Annotated in this window: 23 protein-coding genes and 1 pseudogene; 6 read left to right on the top strand and 18 right to left on the bottom strand. The window is 65.9% G+C overall.

Translation table 11 applies throughout. The annotated features are described in order from the left end of the window. Positions 1–50: 50 nt before the first annotated feature. The 12 genes from QZM72_RS20360 to QZM72_RS20415 all read right to left on the bottom strand — a co-directional run bounded on the left by QZM72_RS20360 (position 51) and on the right by QZM72_RS20415 (position 10938). Positions 51–461 (bottom strand): ACT domain-containing protein, encoded by a 411-nt coding sequence (locus tag QZM72_RS20360; protein ID WP_301739027.1) that lies wholly within the window; start codon positions 459–461, stop codon positions 51–53. A gap of 257 nt (positions 462–718) precedes the next feature. Beyond that, entirely contained in the window at positions 719–1231 is a 513-nt protein-coding gene (locus tag QZM72_RS20365) for an ureidoglycolate lyase (RefSeq protein WP_301739028.1), read from the bottom strand. Further along, positions 1228–2241 carry an allantoicase gene (alc, locus tag QZM72_RS20370; protein ID WP_301739029.1) on the bottom strand — a complete coding sequence of 338 codons (1014 nt, stop codon included), beginning with the start codon at positions 2239–2241 and terminating at the stop codon, positions 1228–1230. Before alc ends, QZM72_RS20365 begins: the two co-directional genes overlap by 4 nt. Positions 2242–2316: 75 nt before the next feature. Beyond that, positions 2317–2838 (bottom strand): 2-oxo-4-hydroxy-4-carboxy-5-ureidoimidazoline decarboxylase, encoded by a 522-nt coding sequence (gene uraD, locus QZM72_RS20375; RefSeq protein WP_301739030.1) that lies wholly within the window; start codon positions 2836–2838, stop codon positions 2317–2319. Further along, positions 2835–3788, bottom strand: coding sequence for an allantoinase PuuE (gene puuE / locus QZM72_RS20380; protein ID WP_089467696.1), 954 nt, complete (start codon positions 3786–3788; stop codon positions 2835–2837). The genes uraD and puuE overlap by 4 nt, the downstream gene beginning before the upstream one ends. A gap of 160 nt (positions 3789–3948) precedes the next feature. After that, positions 3949–4740: an aspartate/glutamate racemase family protein gene (locus tag QZM72_RS20385; RefSeq protein ID WP_301739031.1), complete on the bottom strand. Its 792-nt coding sequence runs from the start codon at positions 4738–4740 to the stop codon at positions 3949–3951. Positions 4741–4750: 10 nt separating this feature from the next. After that, complete coding sequence (locus QZM72_RS20390) at positions 4751–6235, bottom strand: NCS1 family nucleobase:cation symporter-1 (RefSeq protein WP_301739032.1); 1485 nt, start codon at positions 6233–6235, stop codon at positions 4751–4753. Positions 6236–6384: 149 nt separating this feature from the next. Beyond that, positions 6385–7089, bottom strand: a complete 705-nt coding sequence (locus QZM72_RS20395) for a GntR family transcriptional regulator (RefSeq protein WP_301739033.1) — start codon at positions 7087–7089, stop codon at positions 6385–6387. Positions 7090–7396: 307 nt separating this feature from the next. Further along, positions 7397–8335 (bottom strand): muramoyltetrapeptide carboxypeptidase, encoded by a 939-nt coding sequence (gene ldcA / locus QZM72_RS20400; RefSeq protein ID WP_089467699.1) that lies wholly within the window; start codon positions 8333–8335, stop codon positions 7397–7399. Between the two features lie 94 nt (positions 8336–8429). Continuing rightward, positions 8430–9026: a tRNA adenosine(34) deaminase TadA gene (gene tadA, locus QZM72_RS20405; protein WP_179233400.1), complete on the bottom strand. Its 597-nt coding sequence runs from the start codon at positions 9024–9026 to the stop codon at positions 8430–8432. Further along, on the bottom strand, positions 9023–9424 hold the full coding sequence (locus QZM72_RS20410) for a DnaJ family domain-containing protein (protein ID WP_027784729.1): 402 nt from the start codon (positions 9422–9424) through the stop codon (positions 9023–9025). Before QZM72_RS20410 ends, tadA begins: the two co-directional genes overlap by 4 nt. Before the next feature lie 278 nt (positions 9425–9702). Beyond that, complete coding sequence (locus QZM72_RS20415; protein ID WP_256979630.1) at positions 9703–10938, bottom strand: MFS transporter; 1236 nt, start codon at positions 10936–10938, stop codon at positions 9703–9705. Positions 10939–11269: 331 nt separating this feature from the next. On the opposite strand from QZM72_RS20415, the pseudogene QZM72_RS20420 reads away from it, so the two are divergent. The 4 genes and pseudogenes from QZM72_RS20420 to QZM72_RS20435 form a co-directional block, all read left to right on the top strand. After that, a pseudogene (locus tag QZM72_RS20420) lies at positions 11270–11461 on the top strand (gamma-butyrobetaine hydroxylase-like domain-containing protein); the annotation flags it as partial. 106 nt (positions 11462–11567) lie between these two features. Beyond that, positions 11568–12452: an NAD(P)-dependent oxidoreductase gene (locus QZM72_RS20425; protein ID WP_089467702.1), complete on the top strand. Its 885-nt coding sequence runs from the start codon at positions 11568–11570 to the stop codon at positions 12450–12452. A gap of 48 nt (positions 12453–12500) precedes the next feature. Next, the gene (locus QZM72_RS20430) at positions 12501–12974 is read left to right on the top strand and encodes an NUDIX hydrolase (protein WP_089467703.1); all 474 of its coding nucleotides are present in this window, start codon (positions 12501–12503) and stop codon (positions 12972–12974) included. 90 nt (positions 12975–13064) lie between these two features. Continuing rightward, positions 13065–13514, top strand: coding sequence for an acetyltransferase (locus tag QZM72_RS20435; RefSeq protein WP_089467704.1), 450 nt, complete (start codon positions 13065–13067; stop codon positions 13512–13514). A 78-nt stretch (positions 13515–13592) separates the two neighbouring features. On the opposite strand, the gene QZM72_RS20440 is transcribed toward QZM72_RS20435, so the two are convergent. Next, entirely contained in the window at positions 13593–14183 is a 591-nt protein-coding gene (locus QZM72_RS20440) for a 2'-5' RNA ligase family protein (protein WP_256979633.1), read from the bottom strand. Positions 14184–14337: 154 nt separating this feature from the next. On the opposite strand from QZM72_RS20440, the gene QZM72_RS20445 reads away from it, so the two are divergent. After that, the gene (locus tag QZM72_RS20445) at positions 14338–14955 is read left to right on the top strand and encodes a PolC-type DNA polymerase III (protein WP_089467706.1); all 618 of its coding nucleotides are present in this window, start codon (positions 14338–14340) and stop codon (positions 14953–14955) included. A gap of 285 nt (positions 14956–15240) precedes the next feature. Here QZM72_RS20445 and yghU read toward each other — a convergent pair whose 3' ends face one another. From yghU to QZM72_RS20465, 4 genes are read right to left on the bottom strand one after another with little or no spacing between them, the layout of a single operon-like run. Continuing rightward, on the bottom strand, positions 15241–16119 hold the full coding sequence (yghU, locus tag QZM72_RS20450) for a glutathione-dependent disulfide-bond oxidoreductase (RefSeq protein ID WP_301739034.1): 879 nt from the start codon (positions 16117–16119) through the stop codon (positions 15241–15243). Between the two features lie 29 nt (positions 16120–16148). After that, positions 16149–16853, bottom strand: a complete 705-nt coding sequence (locus QZM72_RS20455) for a glutathione S-transferase family protein (protein ID WP_301739039.1) — start codon at positions 16851–16853, stop codon at positions 16149–16151. A 10-nt stretch (positions 16854–16863) separates the two neighbouring features. Next, entirely contained in the window at positions 16864–17844 is a 981-nt protein-coding gene (locus QZM72_RS20460) for a DMT family transporter (protein WP_301739035.1), read from the bottom strand. 3 nt (positions 17845–17847) lie between these two features. After that, complete coding sequence (locus QZM72_RS20465; protein WP_301739036.1) at positions 17848–18501, bottom strand: peroxiredoxin-like family protein; 654 nt, start codon at positions 18499–18501, stop codon at positions 17848–17850. A 155-nt stretch (positions 18502–18656) separates the two neighbouring features. Between QZM72_RS20465 and QZM72_RS20470 the strand changes: the two genes are divergently transcribed. After that, positions 18657–19256 carry a TetR/AcrR family transcriptional regulator gene (locus QZM72_RS20470; RefSeq protein WP_301739037.1) on the top strand — a complete coding sequence of 200 codons (600 nt, stop codon included), beginning with the start codon at positions 18657–18659 and terminating at the stop codon, positions 19254–19256. A 432-nt stretch (positions 19257–19688) separates the two neighbouring features. Here QZM72_RS20470 and QZM72_RS20475 read toward each other — a convergent pair. Continuing rightward, on the bottom strand, positions 19689–19951 hold a 263-nt coding region (locus QZM72_RS20475; RefSeq protein WP_301739038.1), incomplete at its 5' end, for a hypothetical protein.

The following is a 19951-nucleotide window of genomic DNA, read 5'->3' on the forward strand; positions in this document are numbered from 1 at the left end:
CCCGGTCACACGGGCCCGTTTTTTTGCCTGCGCGGAATGCCCTTCGCGCGCTACCCGCGCATCGCGTCGCGCTGCAGTGCGACGAGTACGTCGCGTGCACGCGGGCCGTCGGCGACCGGCACGAAGATGTGATCGTGGTACGCGGCGGCCATCACGTTGCAGCTGATGCCGGCCGCGCCGAGCGCCCGCGCGAATGCGGCCGTGAGGCCGACGGCCGCGAGATCGGAATGCACGGTCAGCGTGATCCATGCGGCGCGGAACAGCACCGGCCAGCCGCGGCGCGCGGCCGCTGCCTCGTCGACCACGACCGTCAGCCCTTCCGCCTCTCGGAACGTCGCGATCACTTCGGATAACGATACGTCCGCGTCGTGCGGCAGCGCGATGAACGCGAACACGCCCGGATGCAGTTCGGGCTGCATCGTGCGCAGCAGGACCGCGAGGTCGTTTTCAGGCTGGCTCATCGGAGGATCGCACCCGGAACCGGACGTCGCGTGGTGGCGATGCGGGCACGATAGCACGCGGCACGCGCACCATCGCGACTTCGTCCGCGAGCCGGGCGCGCAACGCGACGGTGCGCGGATCGTCCCGCAGGTGAACTCGAAGACACGCATGCGCGATACCCGCAAGGCCGCGTCAACCTGATTGGCGTGCCAGCGAGCGCGCGTAAAAAAACCCGCGCAGGTTGCGCGGGTTTCGACGGACGGACAATCAACCCGACTCAGGCCGTCACCGCATCCCGTGCATCCTCGGTGAGCCACAGCGACTCCTGCAGATCCTGTTCATTCAGGTTCAGCCCGTCGCCGCCGCGATCGACGACGATGAAGTCGCTCACGCCGCCCAACGCGATCAGCGGGTGATGCCACACGCCCTTCGCGTAGTTCACGCCCTGCCAGCCGCTCGTCACGAACGCGCGGATCTTCGCCGGATCGAGATCGCCCGCAGGCGCGACGACCACGAGATACGGCTGGTCGTTCAGCGGCACGAACGCCTGGCTGCCGAGCGGATGCCGCTCCAGCATCTTCACTTCGAACGGCAGCGTGCGCGGCTGGCCGCGGAACAGGTTGACGAGCGGGCGGCCGCCTTCATCGGTCACGTCGACTTTCGCGAGATCGTGAAAGCGGATCGTCGTGCCGAGGTTGATCGGGATCTGCTTCGCCCCTTCCGTTTCGATCACGTCGCCGAACGGTGCAAACGCTTCCCTGGTCAGCGGTTCGATGGCGAGCGTCTTCATTTGTCGAGCGTCCCCCACAGACGCAGGCGCGACACACCGCCGTCCGGAATGATGTTCAGGCGCACGTGGGTGACCGGCCCGAGCGACGCGATCTCCTGTTCGAAATAGTGCTGCTTGTCCATCTGCAGCTTCTGTTCGCCGAGCAGCACCGGCCAGAACATCGATTGCGTGATCAGCGAGCTGTCCGTGCCGCCCGATACATACGCGGCCTGAATCGAGCAGCGATCCGGGTAGTTGCCCTTGAAGAACGCGGTATCGACTTCGATCTTGCGGATCACGCCCGGCTGCGCGAGCGCGATGATCGCCCAGTCGTTGCCCGGCTCGCGGCGGCGGCGGGTTTCCCAGCCGTCGCCCATGTTCACGCCGCGGCCCGGCAGCAGCAGGTTCGACGCGACGCCGAAGTGCTGGTTGTTCGCCGCCACCACGTAACCACCGTTTTCCATCGCCGCGAGGTCGAACTGCTCGGTCGCGCTCGCGCCGGCCCAGTCGAGCTGCGGCTGGCCGTACACGCGCAGGCGCGCGATGCCGCCGTCCGGGTAGATGTTCACGCGCAGATGCGTGAACGCGCGCGCGTCGCTCGCTTCGACGTAGTGATGGCTATTGCCTTGCAGCGTCGTCGACGGGACGATCTCGACCCACTCGGTCGCGTGCGTCGGCGCGCCGTCGGCCACGAACGCGGCCTCGATCGATGCGGCCGGCGGGAAGTTGCCGGTGAAGTGGCTGGTGTCGATGTCGACGCCCTTGATCACGCCCGGGCGCGCGAGCTTGACGATGCACCAGTCGTAGCCCGTCGTGCGCTTGCGGCGCGTTTCCCAGCCGTCCATCCACTTGCCGTGGTCGTCGTACTTGCCGGGGATGAACACGGCCGGCTCGGGGTTCAGCATCCGGTCCTTCGGCGCGAAGAAATCGTCGCTGGCCTCGAGCGCCTGCGCACCAAGACGCGGGTCGGCAAGATTCACGTAGCGCCGCGTGAAATCGGGTGCGTTCGGATCGAGAAGCGGAACAGCCATGATGTTTCCTTGTTTCAGTCAGACGTTCGGGCCGCCGCGGCGCAGCGGGCCGTATTGTGGTGCCCAGCGGCGGTGTCAGGCGTCGATCAGGTCGTCGAGGCGAAAGCGCGCGATCCGGTAGATCTGGTCGAGGCTCGCGCGCAGTTCCTCGTCGCGCGAATGATTCACGCGCGACTCGAAGTTCGCGATGATGCCGTGGCGGTCATAGCCGCGCACCGCGAGGATGAACGGGAAGCCGAATTTCTCGCGATAGGTGCGGTTCAGCGTGAGCAGCTTGTCGAATTCCTCCTGCGTGCACTGGTCGAGGCCCGCGCCGCTCTGCTCGCGGGTCGATTCGGCCGTCAGCTCGCCGCGCACCGCGGCCTTGCCGGCCAGCTCCGGGTGGGCGTTGATCAGCGCGAGCTGGCGCGCTTCGCCGCCGGTTTCCACCGCGTCCGACATCGTCTCGTGCAGCGCGTCGATGCTCGTGAACGGACGCTTGCCCGCGGCGACCTCGGCCACCCACGGCGAATGTTCGAAGATCCCCGACAGCGCCGCGACGAATGCGCTCGGCGCCATCGTGTTCAGTTGTTCCAACGTATAGCGCATCGCCTTCATGCTTTCCCTTCGTTTCGATTGTTGGGCTGATACGGATGATGTTCACGCCAGTGACGCGCGATATCGACACGGCGCGTCACCCATACGCGATCGTGCTTCTCGATGTGATCGAGGAACCGCTGCAGCCCGCGGAACCGGCCCGGCCGGCCGAGCAGCCGGCAATGCATGCCGATCGACAGCATCTTCGGCGCCTCGTCGCCCTCCGCGTACAGTACGTCGAATGCGTCGCGCAGGTACTGGAAGAAGTGGTCGCCGGTATTGAAGCCCTGCGGCGTCGCGAAGCGCATGTCGTTCGTGTCGAGCGTGTACGGCACGATGAGTTGCGGCGACGTGCGGCCGCCCGACACCTCGACGTCCATCCAGAACGGCAGGTCGTCGCCGTAGTTGTCGGCGTCGTACAGGAAGCCGCCGTATTCGGCGACCAGGCGATGCGTGTTGGGACTGTCGCGGCCGGTATACCAGCCGAGCGGACGCTCGCCCGTCACGCGCTCGATCGCTTCCATTCCAAGGCGCATGTGCTCGGCTTCGAGTTCCGGCGTCATGCTCTGGTAGTGGATCCAGCGCCAGCCGTGGCACGCGATTTCATGGCCGAGCTCGACGAATGCCCGCGCGAGCTCCGGATGACGTTCGATCGCCATGCCCACGCCGAATACCGTCAGCGGCAGCCCGCGCTTCTCGAATTCGCGCAGGATGCGCCACACGCCGGCCCGCGACCCGTATTCGTAGATCGACTCCATGCTCATGTGGCGGTCCGGATACGCGGCCGCGCCGACGATTTCGGACAGGAACTGCTCGGAGCCCGGATCGCCGTGCAGCACGCAGTTCTCGCCACCCTCCTCGTAGTTCAGCACGAATTGCACGGCGACGCGGGCGCGCCCCGGCCAGTTCGCCTGAACGGGATGGCGGCCGTAGCCGATCAGGTCGCGAGGATAGTTGGGATCAAGTGACATGGTTCGAAGTGCAACGAGAGCGGGCTGAATGAGCGGGCTGGAATAATGGGTTCGCATCGACTGCGCGGCGCCGGCGGCCGGCCGTGCGAGCCGATGCGATGACGGCCCAGTGTAGCGAAAACGTTCCTACGCGCCCATACAGCGGCGCAGATAGTGCATGTCAGACGGTGTGTATGTGCGGTTGCGGCAAATTCGGCGGAGGTTCCGCCGCGTCCCCGTCCGGCGGGCTGAAGCGGGCGAACGCGCCGTCGTAGCGCTTCGCCAGCGGCCGCGCGTAGTCGCCGCGCTTCGCGGTCGCGAGGCGCAGCGCGACGAGCGCCTCGGCCCACTTCACCGCCGCCGTGACGCCCTCGACCACCGGCGCGCCGATCTGCTGCTCGATCTCGTGCGCGAATTCGGCCATCCCCGCGCAGCCGAGCACGATCGCGTCGGCGCCGTCCTCGTCGAGCGCGCGCCGGCATTCGTCGACGATGATCCGGCGCGCGGTCGAGCCGGGCCGGTCGAGTTCGAGCACCGCGACGTCGGTCGCGCGCACGTTGCGGCAGAACCGCTTCATCCCGTAGCGCTCCGCGAGGTGCCATGCCATCCCGCAAGTGCGCGCGAGCGTCGTGACGACCGAGAAGCCCGGCGCGAGCACGCTCGCCGCATGCATTGCGGCCTCGGCGATGCCGATCACCGGCCCGCGCGCGAGCTCGCGCGCCGCGTACAGGCCGGGATCGCCGAAACATGCGATCACGTACGCGTCGCAGCCGTCGCGCTCGCCCCGCGCGACCTCGGCGAGCAGCCCCGGCGTCGCGAGTGCCTCGTCGTAATAGCCTTCGATCGACGGCGGCCCCATCGGCGGGCTCACGGCCACGATCTCCGTGCCGGCGGCCGCGACCTCGCGCGCGCAGCGGCCCATCGCATCGGTCATCCGCTGCGTCGTATTCGGATTGATCAGTCGGATCTTCATCGCCCGCTCCTTACGCCTTCGCGCTCGCGAGGAGCCGATAGAACACGAAGCCGAGCCCCGCGCCGATGAACCACGAGAAATTCGCGAGCGCCTGCCAGCCCGGCACCATCACGCAGACGACCGCGATCACCGCGGCCGGCAGCAGCGCGGCGAGCGCGCGGCGGTTCACGCCGCCCGTGTACCAGTAGGCGCCGCTTTCCGACATCGTGTACAGGTCGTCGCGCACGAGGCGGCCGCGCTTGACGAGGTAGAAGTCGGCGATCAGCACGCCATACAGCGGGCCGATGAACGCGCCGAGCACGTCGAGCGTGTAGTGGATCACGGCCGGGTTGTTGAACAGGTTCCACGGCGTGATGAAGATCGATGCGACGGCCGCGAGCATCCCGCCCGCGCGCCAGCTGATCAGGCGCGGCGCGACATTCGAGAAGTCGAACGCGGGCGACACGAAGTTCGCGACGATGTTGATGCCGATCGTCGCGATCGTGAACGTCAGCGCGCCGAGAATCACCGCGGTCGGATGGTCGATGCGGCCGACCGTCGCGACCGGGTCGGTGATCAGTTCGCCGAACACCGGCAGCGTCGCGGCGGTGGTGATCACCGTGACGAGCGAGAACGCGAGGAAGTTGACCGGCAGCCCCCAGAAATTGCCGCGCTTCACGTCGCCGAACGAACGGCAGTAGCGCGAGAAATCGCCGAAGTTCAGCATCGGCCCGGAGAAGTACGACACGACGAGCGACACGGCGGTGATCATCACCGGAATCACTTCCGCGCCGTGATACTTGACGCCGCCGAGGTTGATGCCGATGTTGCGCCAGCCCGCGCGCCACACCATGTAGCCGGCGAGGATGAACATCACGACATAGACGGCCGGGCCCGCGAAGTCGATGAACTTCTTGATCGTCTCCATCCCGTTCCAGAACACGAACGCCTGGAGCACCCACAGCAGCATGAAGCCGGCCCAGCCGACCGCCGACAGCCCGAGGAAGCCGTAGCGATGGACGTCCGCGTACGGCAGCCATTGCGGGAAGAATTTCAGCACGACGATCACGAGCGCGCTCGATGCCAGATAGGTCTGGATGCCGTACCACGCGATCGCGATCAGCCCGCGGATCACGGCCGGCACGTTCGCGCCGAGCACGCCGAACGTCGCGCGGCACGCGACCGGATACGGCACGCCGATCTGCTGGCTCGGCCGCGCGATCAGGTTGCACAGCGCGTTCACGAGGCCGATGCCGACGATCAGCGCGATCAGCACCTGCCAGCTCGTCAGCCCGAGCGCGAACAGGCTGCCCGCGAACACGTAGCCGCCGACGCTGTGCACGTCCGACATCCAGAACGCGAAGATGTTGTACGCACCCCACGTCTGTTTTTTAAGGGGTGCCAAATCTTCGTTGTACAGACGTTCGCTGTAACCATCCGGCAATGCCGGACCGCCGCCCTCGCCGCCTTCTTCCGCCGGATAGGCGCTGTCGTGCGCCACACTGAACTGAGCCATGACTTCTCCTTGACGCGGCCGCGAGGCCGCTCCACCGTCATCGATATCGCTCCGGATCATCGCCCGGAGTCGGACCCGCGGCCCGCGGCAAACGCCGCAGGCCTGCATTGCTCTCGTCGTGTGGCGCGCGGCCGGGTTCGCGTCGCCGCTCAGGCGCCGCCGAACACTTCGCGCAAATCGACCTGCCCTTGCGCGGGCCGGTCCAGCATCTTCAGTTCGACATGCTGCAGGTGGCGCGCCATCAGCGTCACCGCCTGCTTCGGATCGCCCGCCTCCAGCGCGGCGAGGATCTCGTCGTGGTCGTCGCACGAGCACGGGCTGCGCCCGTGCGATTCGTACAGCGCCGACATCAGCGTCGAGCGTGCGACGAGCCCTTCGAGGCACTCGCTGAGCGTCGCATTGCCCATCAGCATCGCGAGCGCCGTATGGAATTCGCCTGACAGCCGGATCCACGCCGCGAAGTCGTGCCGCTCGAACGCCTTGCGTTCCTTGTCGATCAGCGCCGCGACGCCCTTCAGCCGCCGGGCGCCGGGGCCGGTCGCGAGCCGCTCGACCACGGCCAGCTCGATGATCCGGCGCATCTCGAACACTTCGTGCACGTCTTGCAGCGTCGGGCTCGCGACGAAGGCGCCGCGGTTCGGCTCCAGGTCGACCAGCTTGTCGGTCGCAAGCTGTGCGAGCGCCTGGCGGATCGTCCCGCGCTTCACGCCGAACACGTCGCAGAGCTGCGCCTCCGTCAGCTTCGCGCCGGGCGCGAGCCGATGCTCGAGGATCGCCGTGCGGATCCGCTCGGCGATCGCTTCGGGGCTGGCCGCACCGGACGGAGAGGAATCGGGCTCGTTCATGATCTGCATCGTGTGATGGTCCTTATCCTAGGGTGGACATAAAGATTGTCAACAATTCTTTTGCGGGATTTCGCACAATCGGCGTGCGCCGGCGTGTTCCCATTCGGTGCAATTCGCACGAAATCCATGCACGACAAGCCATACAGGCAAGACGGAGGCCCTTCTCGTCGTCTATCTCCCCGGCCATTTTGTTGACAAAAATGGTGCAAAACCAGGTGGCGATTGTATCGGCGTCGACGAAAAAATCGGACCGTTAGTTGCGCATTTACCTAAAGAAAAAGGCGGGAAACCCGCCTTTCGGTCAGTCGCGCCGGCATCAGCCGAGATGCGGATAGTCGGACAGCGTGAGCCGGAACCCGTGCGCATTCGCGACCAGTTGCGCCTGTGCACCGAACGGCAGCGTCAACAGGTCGGGCACATGGCCGAACTGGAGCCCGGTGACGACCGGGATGCCGACCACCGCGCGCACCTGGTCGATCATCGCCTGCATGTCGTAGCCGTTGTCGTATTCGAACGGCCGCGCGCCGGTGAACTGGCCGAGCACGAGCGCCTGCTGGCGCGCGAGCAGCCCCGACAGGTGCAGTTGATAGATCATCCGCTCGATCCGGAACGGCTGCTCGTTGACGTCTTCGATGAACAGGATCCCGCCTTCGATGTCGGGCATGTACGGCGTGCCCACCAGCGACGCGAGGATCGCCAGATTGCCGCCCCACAGCATGCCGGTCACGTTCACCGCCTGCACCTGCGGTGCGTCGGCGACGATCGTCGTGCTCGGCTGCGTCAGCGTCTGCCAGAAATGCTGCATCGTGAAGTCGCTCGGCGTTTCCGCGCCGAAGTCGGCCGACAGCATCGGGCCGCCGAACGTCTTGATGCGCGCCTTCGCATACAGCGCGAGCTGGATCGCCGTGAAGTCGCTGTGGCCGACGAGCGCGACCGGCTGGTCGCGCAGCCGGCGTTCGAGGCCGCGATAGTCGAGCCCGTGCAGGATGCGCGCGGCGCCGTAGCCGCCGCGCACCGCGAGCGCGATGTCCGGCAGCGGCCGCTCCGGATCGGCGAGGCGGTTCAGGTCGCCTGCCCGCTCGCCGTCGGTGCCGCCGAAACGCTGGAAGCGCCGCTGCGTCGCCTCGAGGTTCTCGATGCGCTGCTGCGCGGTGCTGAGGCGCTCGAGCGCGCGGTTGATCGCGTCGGGGTCGTGCGGATAGCCGGACGGCGCCAGCAGGCGGATGGTGTAGGACGCGGCGGGCTGGAAGGACATGGCGAAAGGTGTCGGGGTCGTCAAACCTGCTTAGAGGGCCCGAACCGTGCCCGGTTCACGAAAACCGTGCACGCCGGGCGCGGCGGGAGGCAGCCTAGGACGCGCCGGATTCGGCGTCGCGGGCGAGCCGCGCGTCGCGCAGCGCGCGACGGCGCTCGGCGAAGAACGACTTCAACGCGGCGCCGCACTCGTCGGCGAGCACGCCGCCGGTCACTTCGGTGTGGTGATTCAGCTGAGGATTCGCGAAGGCGTCGATCACGCTGCCGCACGCGCCCGTCTTGGGGTCGGCCGCGCCATAGACGACCCGCGCGATGCGGGCATGCATGATCGCGCCTGCGCACATGAGGCACGGCTCGAGCGTCACGTAAAGCTCGCAGCCGGGCATCCGGTAATTCCGCAGATGCTGCGCGGCCATGCGCAGCGCGGCCATTTCGGCATGCGCGGACGGGTCGTGCCCGCCGATCGGATGGTTGAAGCCGCGGGCGATCACTTCGTCGCCGCGCACGAGCACCGCGCCGACCGGCACTTCGCCGGCCGCGCGCGCCTCTTCGGCGGCGGCCTGCGCAAGACGCATGAAATGCAAGTCGCGCGCCGATACGGGCGCGCTGTCGTGAACGGGAGAATCGGCGGCGGGGTCGGCGGCCACGGCGGCGGCCGAGCGTGCTGCGTCGTGCAGCGCGTCGGACGTCACATCGTCCCCGCTTCGGCGGGCGCGTCGTCGAGCCCGCGCTCGCACAGGCGTTCCGCGATGCGCCGGCAGTAGTCGCGCGGCATCACCATCGGGCCGCCGCGCAGCGATTCGAGCGCCATGTCGAGCGCGAGGATCTTCGCCTGCAGCCGGCAGCGCGCGGCGCGGTCGCTGACCGCCTGCACTTCGTCGTGCAGGTTGCGCAGCGCGCGCAGTTGCTCGACGGCCGGCGGCACGAAGCCCGCGTTCTTCAGGATACGGTTGGCCACCCGCACCTCCTCGGGCACGAGCAGGTCGTCATCCAGCGCCTGCGGCGCGCCGGTACCCGGCAAATCGTCGAACTCGCCCCGCGCGGCGGCGGCGGCAATACGTTGTTCGACCAGGGCGTCAAGCAATCTCATCAGTCAATCGGAACAATGCGGCAGGCCGAATTCTAGCAGGGTGACGCCGGTATGACAGGCCGTTCGAATACATGCTCGATATTGTGTTTTTAGGGACCGAATCGCAGCGCATGCGCGCCGATCGCCGTCAGTTGCCGCGCTGCTGCGCCGCAGGAGGCTGAGCGCCGTTTGGACACCTTCAAATGTATGCCGTATCCGGACCCGTTTTTATCCACGACGACGTGGCGACCACCCCATCTGTCCGGCAAAAACGCTAGCCGCACCGCCTCCGCCGTCCATTACGCGGCCACCGTATCCGGCCGCGCCTTCGCAAACGGACGGAACATCGTCGCGATCAGGAACGCGCCGATCCCGATCGCGAACGAGCCGAGGTACAGCCAGCCATAGCTGCCGAACGCATCGACGATCAGCCCGCCGGCGACCGGGCCCGCGGCCATCCCGAGGCTGCCGGCCATCGCGCAGCCGCCGATCACGGTCCCCATCATCCGCAGCGGGAAATTCTCGCGCGCGAGCACCGAATACAGCGGCATCACGCCCGCATAGATGAAACCGAACAGCGTCGCGACCGCGTAGAAGCCGTCGAGCGTGCGCACGAAGTAGTAGCCGAGCGCGCCCAGCGCCTGCGCGAGCAGCCCGGCCACCAGCATGCGCTTCGCGCCGAGCCGATCGCCGAGGATCCCGAACGCGATCCGGCCGCCCATGCCCGCGAGCCCTTCGACGCTGTAGATCGACACGGCGACGATCAGCGGAATCCCGCACGTGACCGCGTAGCTGACCGTATGGAAGATCGGGCCCGAATGCGTCGCGCAGCAGAAGAAGTTGGTCAGCACGAGCACCCTGAACTGCGGCGAGCGCAGCGCATCCGCGACCGACATCGCGACGGGCGCGCCGGCGGACGCAGGCGCAGGCGCCGTGTGCGCGGAGTCCGGATCGAGCGCGGGCGCCCGGCGCACCAGCAGCGACACCGGGATCATCACGACGGCCGCCAGTACGGCGATCAGCAGCATCGCCGTGCGCCAGTCGCGCACCGACACGAGCCATGCGGCCAGCGGCGCCATCGTCATCGGCGCCATCCCCATGCCGGCCGACACGAGCGAGACCGCGAGGCTGCGGTGCGTGTCGAACCAGCCGGTCACGCACGCCATCATCGGTGCGAATATCGCGGCCGTCGCACTGCCGACTGCCAGGCCGAAGGTCAACTGAAACACCAGCAGCGACGGCGCGCGGCTTGCCAGCGCCAGGCTCGCCGACAGCAGCACGGCGCCCGCGACGACGACCGGCCGCGTGCCGATGCGGTCCGACAGGTTGCCCCACGCCATGCTCGCGACGGCCATCGCGATGAAACCGAGCGTCATCGCGCCGGAAATGCCGGTCATCGACCAGCCCGTATCGCGCGCGATCGACCGCAGGAACACCGGCAATGAAAACATCGCGCCGATCGCGACGCAGCCCATCAGGCCGCCCGCGGCGACGATCACCCAGCGGTATCGGGAATCCGACATGTGGCGTGTCATGTAGCCTCTCCTGGTTCGTTGCTCCGTCCGCGGAAACCGGGTGCCGGCCGCATGGCGCGGCGCACGGCCCGGTCGATATCGATACGACGGGCGACACGGCAGGGAATCGACATGCCCGGCCCAGGGGACCCCGTTTTTTATTGTCGGCGATTCCGCGCGGCTCGCAAGGGTCGAATCATGCACTCCCCTGAGGCCCCGCTGCCCCGCTTTTCGGCAACGGGAAATTCGAAATCAGAAATCGTTGGTTGGGGCGCGCGCAAAGCCTGTCCGAACTGAAGGACGCGGCATCGGCCGCCGTGCTGTGCCGGTGGGCCGACCGGCCCGAGCCGTCTATGCGCGGTTGCGCAGCGATTGCCCGTATGCGGAATGCCGAAAGATCTGGCTCGACGGCGGCCATATCGACGCGCGGCCGGATCTGACACTGGACGGCGTGGAAGCGCTCGGCTACGGCGTGCGCTTCCTGTTCGGCGGCGGCCATGCACGCGGCATTTATCCGTGGCCGCAGCTGGGGGATCTCGCGTAGCGGCGACGACGCGGCTTCCACGCTCGCGCGGGCCACATGGCAAGCATGCGAAAACGCTGCGATACTGACGCCCAAAATCGTCGCCACCTACCGTGGGAGCCGCACCATGCAAACCGCAGTCGGATTCATCGGCCTTGGCGTGATGGGCACGCCGATGGCGCTCAATCTCGCACGAGCCGGCACGCCGCTCGTCGTGTGGAGCCGTTCGCACGGCAACGACGACGCGCTGCGCGACGCCGGCGCACGCGTGGCCGAGGACATCGACGACGTGTTCGTGTCCTGTCGCACCGTGATCCTGATGCTCGCGAACGACGCGGCGATCGATGCCGCCCTCGCGCGCGGCACACCTGGTTTTGCCGCCCGGGTCGGCAGGCACACGATCGTCAACATGGGCACGAATGCGCCCGAATACTCGCACGCGCTCGCCGATGACATCGCCGCCGCGTCGGGCCGTTACGTCGAGGCGCCGGTGTCGGGCTCGCGCAAGCCGGCCGAAGCCGGGCAGCTCGTCGTGATGCTGGCGGGCGCATCGGACGACGTCGATGCCGTCCGTGCGCTCGTGAAGCCGCTGTGCCGCGACAGCTTTCTGTGCGGCGACGTGCCGTCGGCGCTGACGATGAAGCTCGCCGTCAACCTGTTCCTGATCACGATGGTCACCGGTCTCGCCGAAGCCACGCATTTCGCGCAACGCCACGGTATCGACCTCGCGCGCTTCGCCGACGTGCTGAATGCCGGGCCGATGGCCAGCGACGTGTCGCGCGTGAAGCTCGGCAAGCTCGTCTCGGAAGATTTCTCGGTGCAGGCCGCGATCACCGACGTGCTGAAGAATGCGCGCCTCGTCGCCGAATCCGCGCGCGGCATCGGCATCGCGTCGCCGCTGCTCGACATCTGCCATGCGCTTTACGGCGAGACCGAGCAGGCCGGACATGGCGCGGCCGACATGGTCGCGGTGATTCGTGCGCTCGAACGGCGTACCGGGGACGCGCGATGAGCGGCATGCACGCTCACGCATTCGTTAGCACCGATGGGTAGGCGAACCATGTCCGCGACTGGCAACGCCGTGCCCTTGCACCCCGTTCCCGCCGTGATCGGCGTCGTGCTGCGCGAACGCGACGTGCTGCTCGTGCGCCGCGCGAATCCGCCCGATGCTGGCTGCTGGGGCTTTCCCGGCGGCAAGATCGAGCCGGGCGAGCCGCTCGCGGATGCGGTCGTGCGCGAGGTCGCGGAAGAAACGACGATCGACGTGGAGGCGCTGGACGCCTTTACCGCGCTGGATGCGTTCGATTACGATGCGCACGGCGCCGTGCGCCAGCATTTCATCATGGTCGCGGTGCTGTGCCGATGGCTGCACGGCACGCCGGCCGCCGGCGACGATGCGCTCGACGCGCACTGGTTCGGGATCGACGAACTCGACCGCGACGATTTGCCGATGAGCGCGGGCGTGCGCGATGTCGCTCGGCGGGCGATGGAGCGGGCTGCAGCGCTGGAGCACGCGCGGCGGCCATCCGACTGATACATCGCCGTCGCTTGCGCATCCCCGCGACGCGTTCGCTCCGTCATGGAGCCGCCCCCCGCCGAGCGCCGGATCACCACACATCAAACCATGATCAGAATTCGACAATCCACCAAGGCCGACGGCACACGCGTGCTGGATATCTGGCGCACCGCCGTCGACGCCACGCACCACTTCCTGAGCGACGACGACCGTCGCGCGATCGAATCCGAAGTCGTCGCGTTTTTGCCGGGCGCACCGCTCGATCTGGCCGTCGACGAGCGCGATCGCGCGATCGGCTTCATGCTGCTCGACGGCAACCACATGGAAGCGCTGTTCGTCGATCCCGCGCACCATCGCGCGGGAGTCGGGCGGTTGCTCGTCGAAGAAGCGCTCAAGCGCCATCCCCACCTGTCCACCGACGTCAACGAACAGAACGAAGCGGCGGCGGGATTCTATGAACGGCTCGGATTCGAGCGCTGCGGGCGATCGGATCTGGATGGACAAGGACGACCGTATCCGCTGATTCACCTTCGTTATCGCGGAGGTGGTCGGGACTGAGCCGGAATCCGGGCAGGAACGGGCACGGCAGCGGGCGGCCGCATGCGCTGAAACGACACCGCCCTTGCGGTATCGCGATTATCCCGACGCGTTGCCGGTCGTCAGCGGCCAGCGTTCCAACACGTCGTAGTACGACTTGCCGAGCCAGCTATCGATCAGGACGAAGTCGAACACAGTCCAAGTAATCGGCTCGATCCGATACTCGTCGGGCCTCTGTGCGCCATACAGCAGCGTCACGTGCGGAGTGAAACCCGTGGGAAGCATGCTCAACCCCGCCTCCTGTTTCAGCGCACGTCGCAACTGCCGTCGAAAGTCGATCAAGTTTTCCAGACCGGCCCGCCCCACCAGCACCAGCGGCTGATGACCGGCCCGCCCGTTGAAGCTGATGATCTTGTCGAACCTCACGGAGAAAGACGGCACATCCATGCGGTCCGCGACCGCGCGGGCCCGCGCAAGCGTAGCGCCCGGCACATAAGCGAAGTCGCCTAGCGAACCCAGCGTGATGTGCAGACGCTCGGTGCCCACCGGCCTGTCCTTCTCCAGCCGCATGCTTTCGGCCAGGCCGGCAATGCGCGCCGCCGTGGCCGGGTCCGGCATCACGGCGAAAAAGAAGCGGTGCACGGGAACCGGCGGCGGCGCCTCGAATCCGGGGAGCATCAGTTGAGTCACGGCGGCATGTCCGACAGGCCTGGAGCGAGATTTTCATTATCGTCAATCGGAAGCCTGCTCGCTTGCCGCTCGACGAATCCGCCGTTCGCGCGCCCGAAGATGCTACCCTCTCGGCCACACTCGACACCCTCTGATGACGCTCCCGAATTCAACCATGCAAACCGTCGCGGTACTGGACTTCGAAACAACCGGGCTGTCGCCGAATCTCGGCGACCGCGCCACCGAAATTGCCGTCATCCTGCTGCGCGACGGGCAAGTCGTCGACCGTTTCCAGAGCTTGATGAATGCCGGCAGACGTATCCCGTCCGATGTGGTCGCGCTCACCGGCATCACGAACGACATGATTGCGACGGCGCCGCCGGCGTCCGAAGTCATGAAGGAGGCGGCGGCGTTCGTCGGCAAGCATGCGGTCGTGGCCCACAACGCCGGTTTCGACAAGCGCTTCTGGCAGTCGGAACTGGGGATGCTCGGCATGTCGGCCGACCATGCGTTTGCGTGCACGATGCTGGTGGCGAGACGGATCTACCCAGACGCGCGGAGTCACCGTCTGTCAAGCCTCGCCGAGATGCTGCGGCTGCCGCAAACGGGCCGTGCGCACCGCGCGATGGTCGATGCCGAGATGGCTGGGCATCTGTGGTGCCGGTTGCAGCAGGATATTTCGCGGACTTATGGGCTGGATCGAATCGATCACGCGCTGATGTCGCGGGTGCAGGCGACGACCAAGGCGAAAGTGCCGATGTATTTGCGGTCGCTGGGGCGTGCGCATGCGTGACGCATCCGGCCCCCGGAACGGAAAACACGAGGGCGCACCGACTGACTTGACGCATTAACGCAAAACGGCCCGGCAATGAATTGCCAGGCCGCTTCTTGCCTCCGCGTGAGCCGGGCAGCAAGCCAACCGAACCGGCAATCCGCTTGCGAACTATCGTGACATCGACCGATCCACGACGACACAAGCGCCGTAGTCGACCGCCCTGCGCGAAGAGGCCGAGCCGACCGGCCTGCTGCGCGTCGCCTGTCGGGTCGTCGGCCGGTGACGACGATTAGCCTTCGATCTTCATGATTGCGCCCCTCCCACCTTGTCCTGCGTCACCGTATCAAAATCGCTTGCAGCGTGACGCTCCCGAAGCTGCCCGGCAGGGTCACCGCTCGTCCGGTTCACCATGCGGCCACGTCTTACTGCCGGCCGCGCGAGAAGCATGTCGGCCCAGCGTCGAATGTTCGTGTAGTCCTGCACGGACAGGAATTCCGCCGCACCGTATTGCCAGCCTTTGACAAGGCCGCCGTACCACGGGAACACCGCGATATCGGCGATGGTGTAATCGTCACCGGCGAGATATTCATTGCCGGCAAGCTGCCGGTCGAGCACATCGAGCTGGCGCTTCACCTCCATTGCGAAACGGTCGATCGCATACTCGATCTTCGTTGGCGCATAGGCGTAGAAGTGGCCGAAGCCGCCACCCAGGTATGGCGCGCTGCCCATCTGCCAGAACAGCCAGTTGAGCGTCTCGGTGCGTGCCGCCACGTCTTTCGGAAGGAACGCCCCGAACTTCTCGGCCAGATACAGCAGGATCGAGCCCGACTCGAACACGCGGACAGGCTTCGGCCCACTGCGATCCAGCAGCGCGGGGATCTTCGAGTTCGGATTGATGTCCACGAAGCCGCTGCCGAACTGCTCACCCTCGCCGATCCTGATCAACCAGGCGTCATACTCGGCCCCGGAAAAGCCGGCTGCGAGCAGTTCCTCCAACAGGATCGTGACCTTTACGCCATTGGGCGTGCCCAGCGAATAAAGCTGAAGCGGATGACGCCCGACAGGCAGCACCTTTTCATGCGTCGGCCCGGCGACCGGTCGGTTGATGTTCGCGAAGGTGCCGCCGCTGGGTTTGTTCCAGGTCCAGACCTTCGGGGGAATATAGTCGAATGAATCAGCCATGCAGTTCTCCGTAACGGCTCAGTGCAGGCTCAGGCAACCAGCGGATAATTGGACGGGAAAAGCGCGCGACGAGTCTCTTCGTCGTTGACCTTTTTGAACTCGTGGTCCTTGCCGACTGCTCTGGCGCGGGCCGCTGCCGGACGTGCATCGACTGTTTCGAACAACCGCTTGAGGTTAGGAAACGCCCCCAGCGGATCGTCGGCCCCCTTGAGCACGCGCGACGCGCGATCGAGCCATCCCCAGGCCGAGATGTCCGCGATCGTATATGTCTCGCCGACGATGTACGTCCGCCCTTCCAGATGGTCGTTCAGGACCTGGTAGTGGCGCTCTACCTCACGTCGATAGCGGTTCACCGCATAATCGAGTCCCTCGGGCGCGGCGAACTGGAAGTGCACCGCCTGGCCCGAAAATGGCCCTAGACCGGAGGCCAGGAACAGGAGCCACGAAAGCAGCTCGGGCCTGTCCTCCCGTACGCCCTGCAATTTGCCGGTCTTCTCCGCCAGATAGAGCAGGATCGCCGTGGAATCGAACACGCGCGCTTCCTTGCCGCCCGGCCCGTCTGTATCGATGATGGCGGGCACCTTGCCGTTGGGGTTGATCGCGCGGAATGGCGGCGTGTGCTGTTCTCCCTTGCTGGTATCGATGGGGACCATCTCGTAGGAAAGACCCGTCTCCTCGAGAAACAGGGCAATCTTGGCCGGATTTGGCGTGGGGTGGAAGTAAAAGCGGATCATGGCGGTACCTTCAGGTTTGCGAATGGGTTGATGCACGCCGGACTGCTGCAATGCGCGCGGGCGCGGGCCTGGAAGCGAGCAGCACACCGAAAACAATGACGACGATCGACACACCTTCAGCCGGCGACGGCGTTTCGCCGAGAACGGGTATGGCGAGAACCGAGGCGACAGCAGGAAGCAGCGCGATGACAGCGGTGGCAGCCGAAGAGCCGAGCAGGGAAACGGCGCGGTTATAGGTGATGAGCGCGACGCCACTCATCAGCACGCCTTGATAAAGCGCCTGCGTGGCGATCTCGCCCCGGGAGGCAAGGCCGAACCGGCTGAGGCCGAGGAACAGATAGACTGGAAGATAAAGCGCCATCGACCAGAGGCAGATCAGAGCGGCGGACTGGATCGGTGTCAGGCCGCTGCGTCGGAACAGCAGCGTATAGATGGCCCACATCGCGGCAGCGGCCGTCAGTGCAAAGATGCCAAAAGGATTGGGTTTGCCATGGACTGCTACACCGGCACCCACCAGGCAAACGAGCCCGGCAATGATCGCCGCATAGCCGATCCAGCGCGACCTTCCCTGCTGCTCACGCAGGAAACCCCAGCCGAACACGCCGGCGAAGACCGGCATCAACGTCGGCGCGACAGACGCGGCCTGAGCCGCCGAAGTCAACTTCAACCCGAGCGCGACGAGCAGTACGAAAGGCACGCCCCACAACACCGCAAATATCAGACCCTCGCCCCAGGCGGCGGCAGACAGCCGGGAGCCCCGGCGCACGACAGTTGGCGCGAGAAGGATGGCGCCAATGCCGAACCTGAGCGCGGCAATGTCCCAGATGCGAAGCTCGCGGGTGACACCGAGCCGTGTCACGACAAACCAGCCCGAGAAAATCATGACCGTGAGCGCTGCCCAGGCGAACCCCGACAGTCGTATGCGTGAGGCTTTTCGCTGCGCCTGCTCAGGGTCGACGGCCGCCGCGACCGATACCTTGCCGCTTGTCATCGATCAGGCCGGTAGAAGCGCTTTGAGGGCAGCGAGAATCGCATCCGGTTCGAGACGGCTGCGGTAATCGACGTCGATACCGGCGAGCACAACGCGCCGACCCGGGGCAATCACATAGGTGGCGGGAACGGGCAACTCCCAGCTCCCGTCGCCATTGATCGCAGGCAAGGCCTTGTTGTTCGAGCGCAGTGCCTCACGCAGGTCCTCCGGCAGCGCATAAACGAGCCCGAAGCGGCGCGCGACGGAATTACCTGCATCGCTCAGGACATCGAAGGTGAGCGCGTTTGTTTGCGCAGTGGTCAGCGAACCGTCGGGCAGTTGCGGCGAGATCGCGACCAGCCGGGCGCCCAGCGCGGCCATCTCGGGAAGGATCGCCTGATACGCCCGCAACTGGATATTGCAGTAGGGGCACCATCCGCCGCGGTAAAACGTAACCACGACGGGTCCGTGCTGCGACAGACCGGAAAGCGAGATCCGATTGCCATGGACGTCCGGTAGCGAAAAGTCCGGCGCTTCATCGCCCGTTCCGATTGCCTTGTCCAGCGCGAACCTGGCACGCAGCTCGTCGATCCTGGCCTCGTAGAGCGCGACACGCCCGGATGGCGCAGTGCGCGCAAACTCCGCCCTGAAGCTGTCCAGTTGCTCCTGCAGTCCCATGACTCTGCTCCTCCACGCGATGCTTCCACGGGGCACGACGCGCCCACGCGCTATATTCAGGTCCGCCCTTTTCGTTTTAGAACGTACATTCTATAATCGCTCATCGCGGCGAAGTTGGCAAGCTCGCTGCGCCATGATGGATTCAGGTGACAGAAATGGCGAGACCAAGGGAATTTGACGAAGAAGCAGTGCTGGACGCAACGGTCCAGTGCTTCTGGAGGTTCGGCTACGAGGCGACGTCGGTGAAAGATCTCACCGGCGAAACAGGTCTCACCGCCGCAAGCCTTTACAACGCGTATGGAGACAAGCGCGGCCTGTTCCAGGCAGCGCTCGATCGCTACGTGAGCGAAAGCATAGGCAACCGCATACGACGGTGCGAAGTGCTCCCTCCCCTTGAAGCGATCCACGCGTTCTTCGACGAGATCCTGCGCCGCTCGTTGAACGATCGCCAGCATAAGGGTTGCATGCTCGTGAATTCGGCCCTGGAGATGGCACCGCACGATGCTGAGTTCCAGAAGATCATCGCGGGCGTTCTTACCCGTATCGAAGGCTTTTTTCTCGGGTGCATCAGGACAGGTCAGCTCGACGGGACCATTACGCCATCGCAGCCGGCCGCAGTCCTCGCCCGGCATCTGCTCGGCGTTCTGATGGGCGTTCGCGTCCTGGCGCGCGTTCGTCCGGAAAAAGCGCTGCTGGAAGGGGTGATTGCGCCAGCGCTCGCGCAGCTTGTGCCGCCCGAGGACGGGCGGAACTGAAGCGCCATGCAAGATGAGTGCTTTCAGGTAGGCAATTGCACACCCCGCACAATGGAAAGCCGGGCGCAAGAGTTCAGCAATGCGCGTGGCGAGGCTTCCACACTGAATTCTGCGTAGCGCTTTGCCCGGATCGGCGACAACAACAAACGGCAACTCGGCAACGAAAGGCCGCCATTCATCCGCGCCTGAATGGAACACTGCGACTTCCAGAATACCGCCCGACGCGATCTCGTCGTGCCGCTGCGCGATCGGGTGCAGATGAGATTGATCTGCCTCCGCAAACAGGGCTGGCCGGAGTCGGGTAACGTTCGTTTTCGGAGCAGAAGACGGACATGAAGAAGCTCCAGGCCGCCTATCTAGCTGATCGATTGCCAGGCCCGGCAGGTAGGTGGCTGCTGGAGCGCTTCCAACGTGCCTGATCGATGCGGCAAATCAGCAAGGAATGGGAATACCCTTACAGCGTTGCGCAATCTGCGCCTGATTGGCGACGCTGTTGTCGTTCGCACGCCAGGGTTTGGGATTGGCCTCCGTGGCTGACCTGGACGCCACCGAGGTTTCCTCCGGTATTGAACCTGTCCGCATTTTTGTGGGCGAGGCGGTTGAACAACGTGTTACCCACGCGCCTGCATAAATCGCTCTCCGAACAGGATAGCAAACTGATTCATTGCTGATTTCCAGTCGAATGCGGACCGCAC

It is taken from the genome of Burkholderia sp. AU45388, from assembly GCF_030481585.1.
Taxonomy (GTDB): domain Bacteria; phylum Pseudomonadota; class Gammaproteobacteria; order Burkholderiales; family Burkholderiaceae; genus Burkholderia; species Burkholderia sola.

Bases quoted from the DNA above. Each gene is read 5' to 3' on its own strand.
- QZM72_RS20360 (WP_301739027.1), bottom strand. From the start codon at position 461: ATGAGCCAGCCTGAAAACGACCTCGCGGTCCTGCTGCGCACGATGCAG.
- QZM72_RS20365 (WP_301739028.1), bottom strand. From the start codon at position 1,231: ATGAAGACGCTCGCCATCGAACCGCTGACCAGGGAAGCGTTTGCACCG.
- alc (WP_301739029.1), bottom strand. From the start codon at position 2,241: ATGGCTGTTCCGCTTCTCGATCCGAACGCACCCGATTTCACGCGGCGC.
- uraD (WP_301739030.1), bottom strand. From the start codon at position 2,838: ATGAAGGCGATGCGCTATACGTTGGAACAACTGAACACGATGGCGCCG.
- puuE (WP_089467696.1), bottom strand. From the start codon at position 3,788: ATGTCACTTGATCCCAACTATCCTCGCGACCTGATCGGCTACGGCCGC.
- QZM72_RS20385 (WP_301739031.1), bottom strand. From the start codon at position 4,740: ATGAAGATCCGACTGATCAATCCGAATACGACGCAGCGGATGACCGAT.
- QZM72_RS20390 (WP_301739032.1), bottom strand. From the start codon at position 6,235: ATGGCTCAGTTCAGTGTGGCGCACGACAGCGCCTATCCGGCGGAAGAA.
- QZM72_RS20395 (WP_301739033.1), bottom strand. From the start codon at position 7,089: ATGCAGATCATGAACGAGCCCGATTCCTCTCCGTCCGGTGCGGCCAGC.
- ldcA (WP_089467699.1), bottom strand. From the start codon at position 8,335: ATGTCCTTCCAGCCCGCCGCGTCCTACACCATCCGCCTGCTGGCGCCG.
- QZM72_RS20410 (WP_027784729.1), bottom strand. From the start codon at position 9,424: ATGAGATTGCTTGACGCCCTGGTCGAACAACGTATTGCCGCCGCCGCC.
- QZM72_RS20415 (WP_256979630.1), bottom strand. From the start codon at position 10,938: ATGACACGCCACATGTCGGATTCCCGATACCGCTGGGTGATCGTCGCC.
- QZM72_RS20425 (WP_089467702.1), top strand. From the start codon at position 11,568: ATGCAAACCGCAGTCGGATTCATCGGCCTTGGCGTGATGGGCACGCCG.
- QZM72_RS20430 (WP_089467703.1), top strand. From the start codon at position 12,501: ATGTCCGCGACTGGCAACGCCGTGCCCTTGCACCCCGTTCCCGCCGTG.
- QZM72_RS20435 (WP_089467704.1), top strand. From the start codon at position 13,065: ATGATCAGAATTCGACAATCCACCAAGGCCGACGGCACACGCGTGCTG.
- QZM72_RS20445 (WP_089467706.1), top strand. From the start codon at position 14,338: ATGCAAACCGTCGCGGTACTGGACTTCGAAACAACCGGGCTGTCGCCG.
- yghU (WP_301739034.1), bottom strand. From the start codon at position 16,119: ATGGCTGATTCATTCGACTATATTCCCCCGAAGGTCTGGACCTGGAAC.
- QZM72_RS20455 (WP_301739039.1), bottom strand. From the start codon at position 16,853: ATGATCCGCTTTTACTTCCACCCCACGCCAAATCCGGCCAAGATTGCC.
- QZM72_RS20460 (WP_301739035.1), bottom strand. From the start codon at position 17,844: ATGACAAGCGGCAAGGTATCGGTCGCGGCGGCCGTCGACCCTGAGCAG.
- QZM72_RS20465 (WP_301739036.1), bottom strand. From the start codon at position 18,501: ATGGGACTGCAGGAGCAACTGGACAGCTTCAGGGCGGAGTTTGCGCGC.
- QZM72_RS20470 (WP_301739037.1), top strand. From the start codon at position 18,657: ATGGCGAGACCAAGGGAATTTGACGAAGAAGCAGTGCTGGACGCAACG.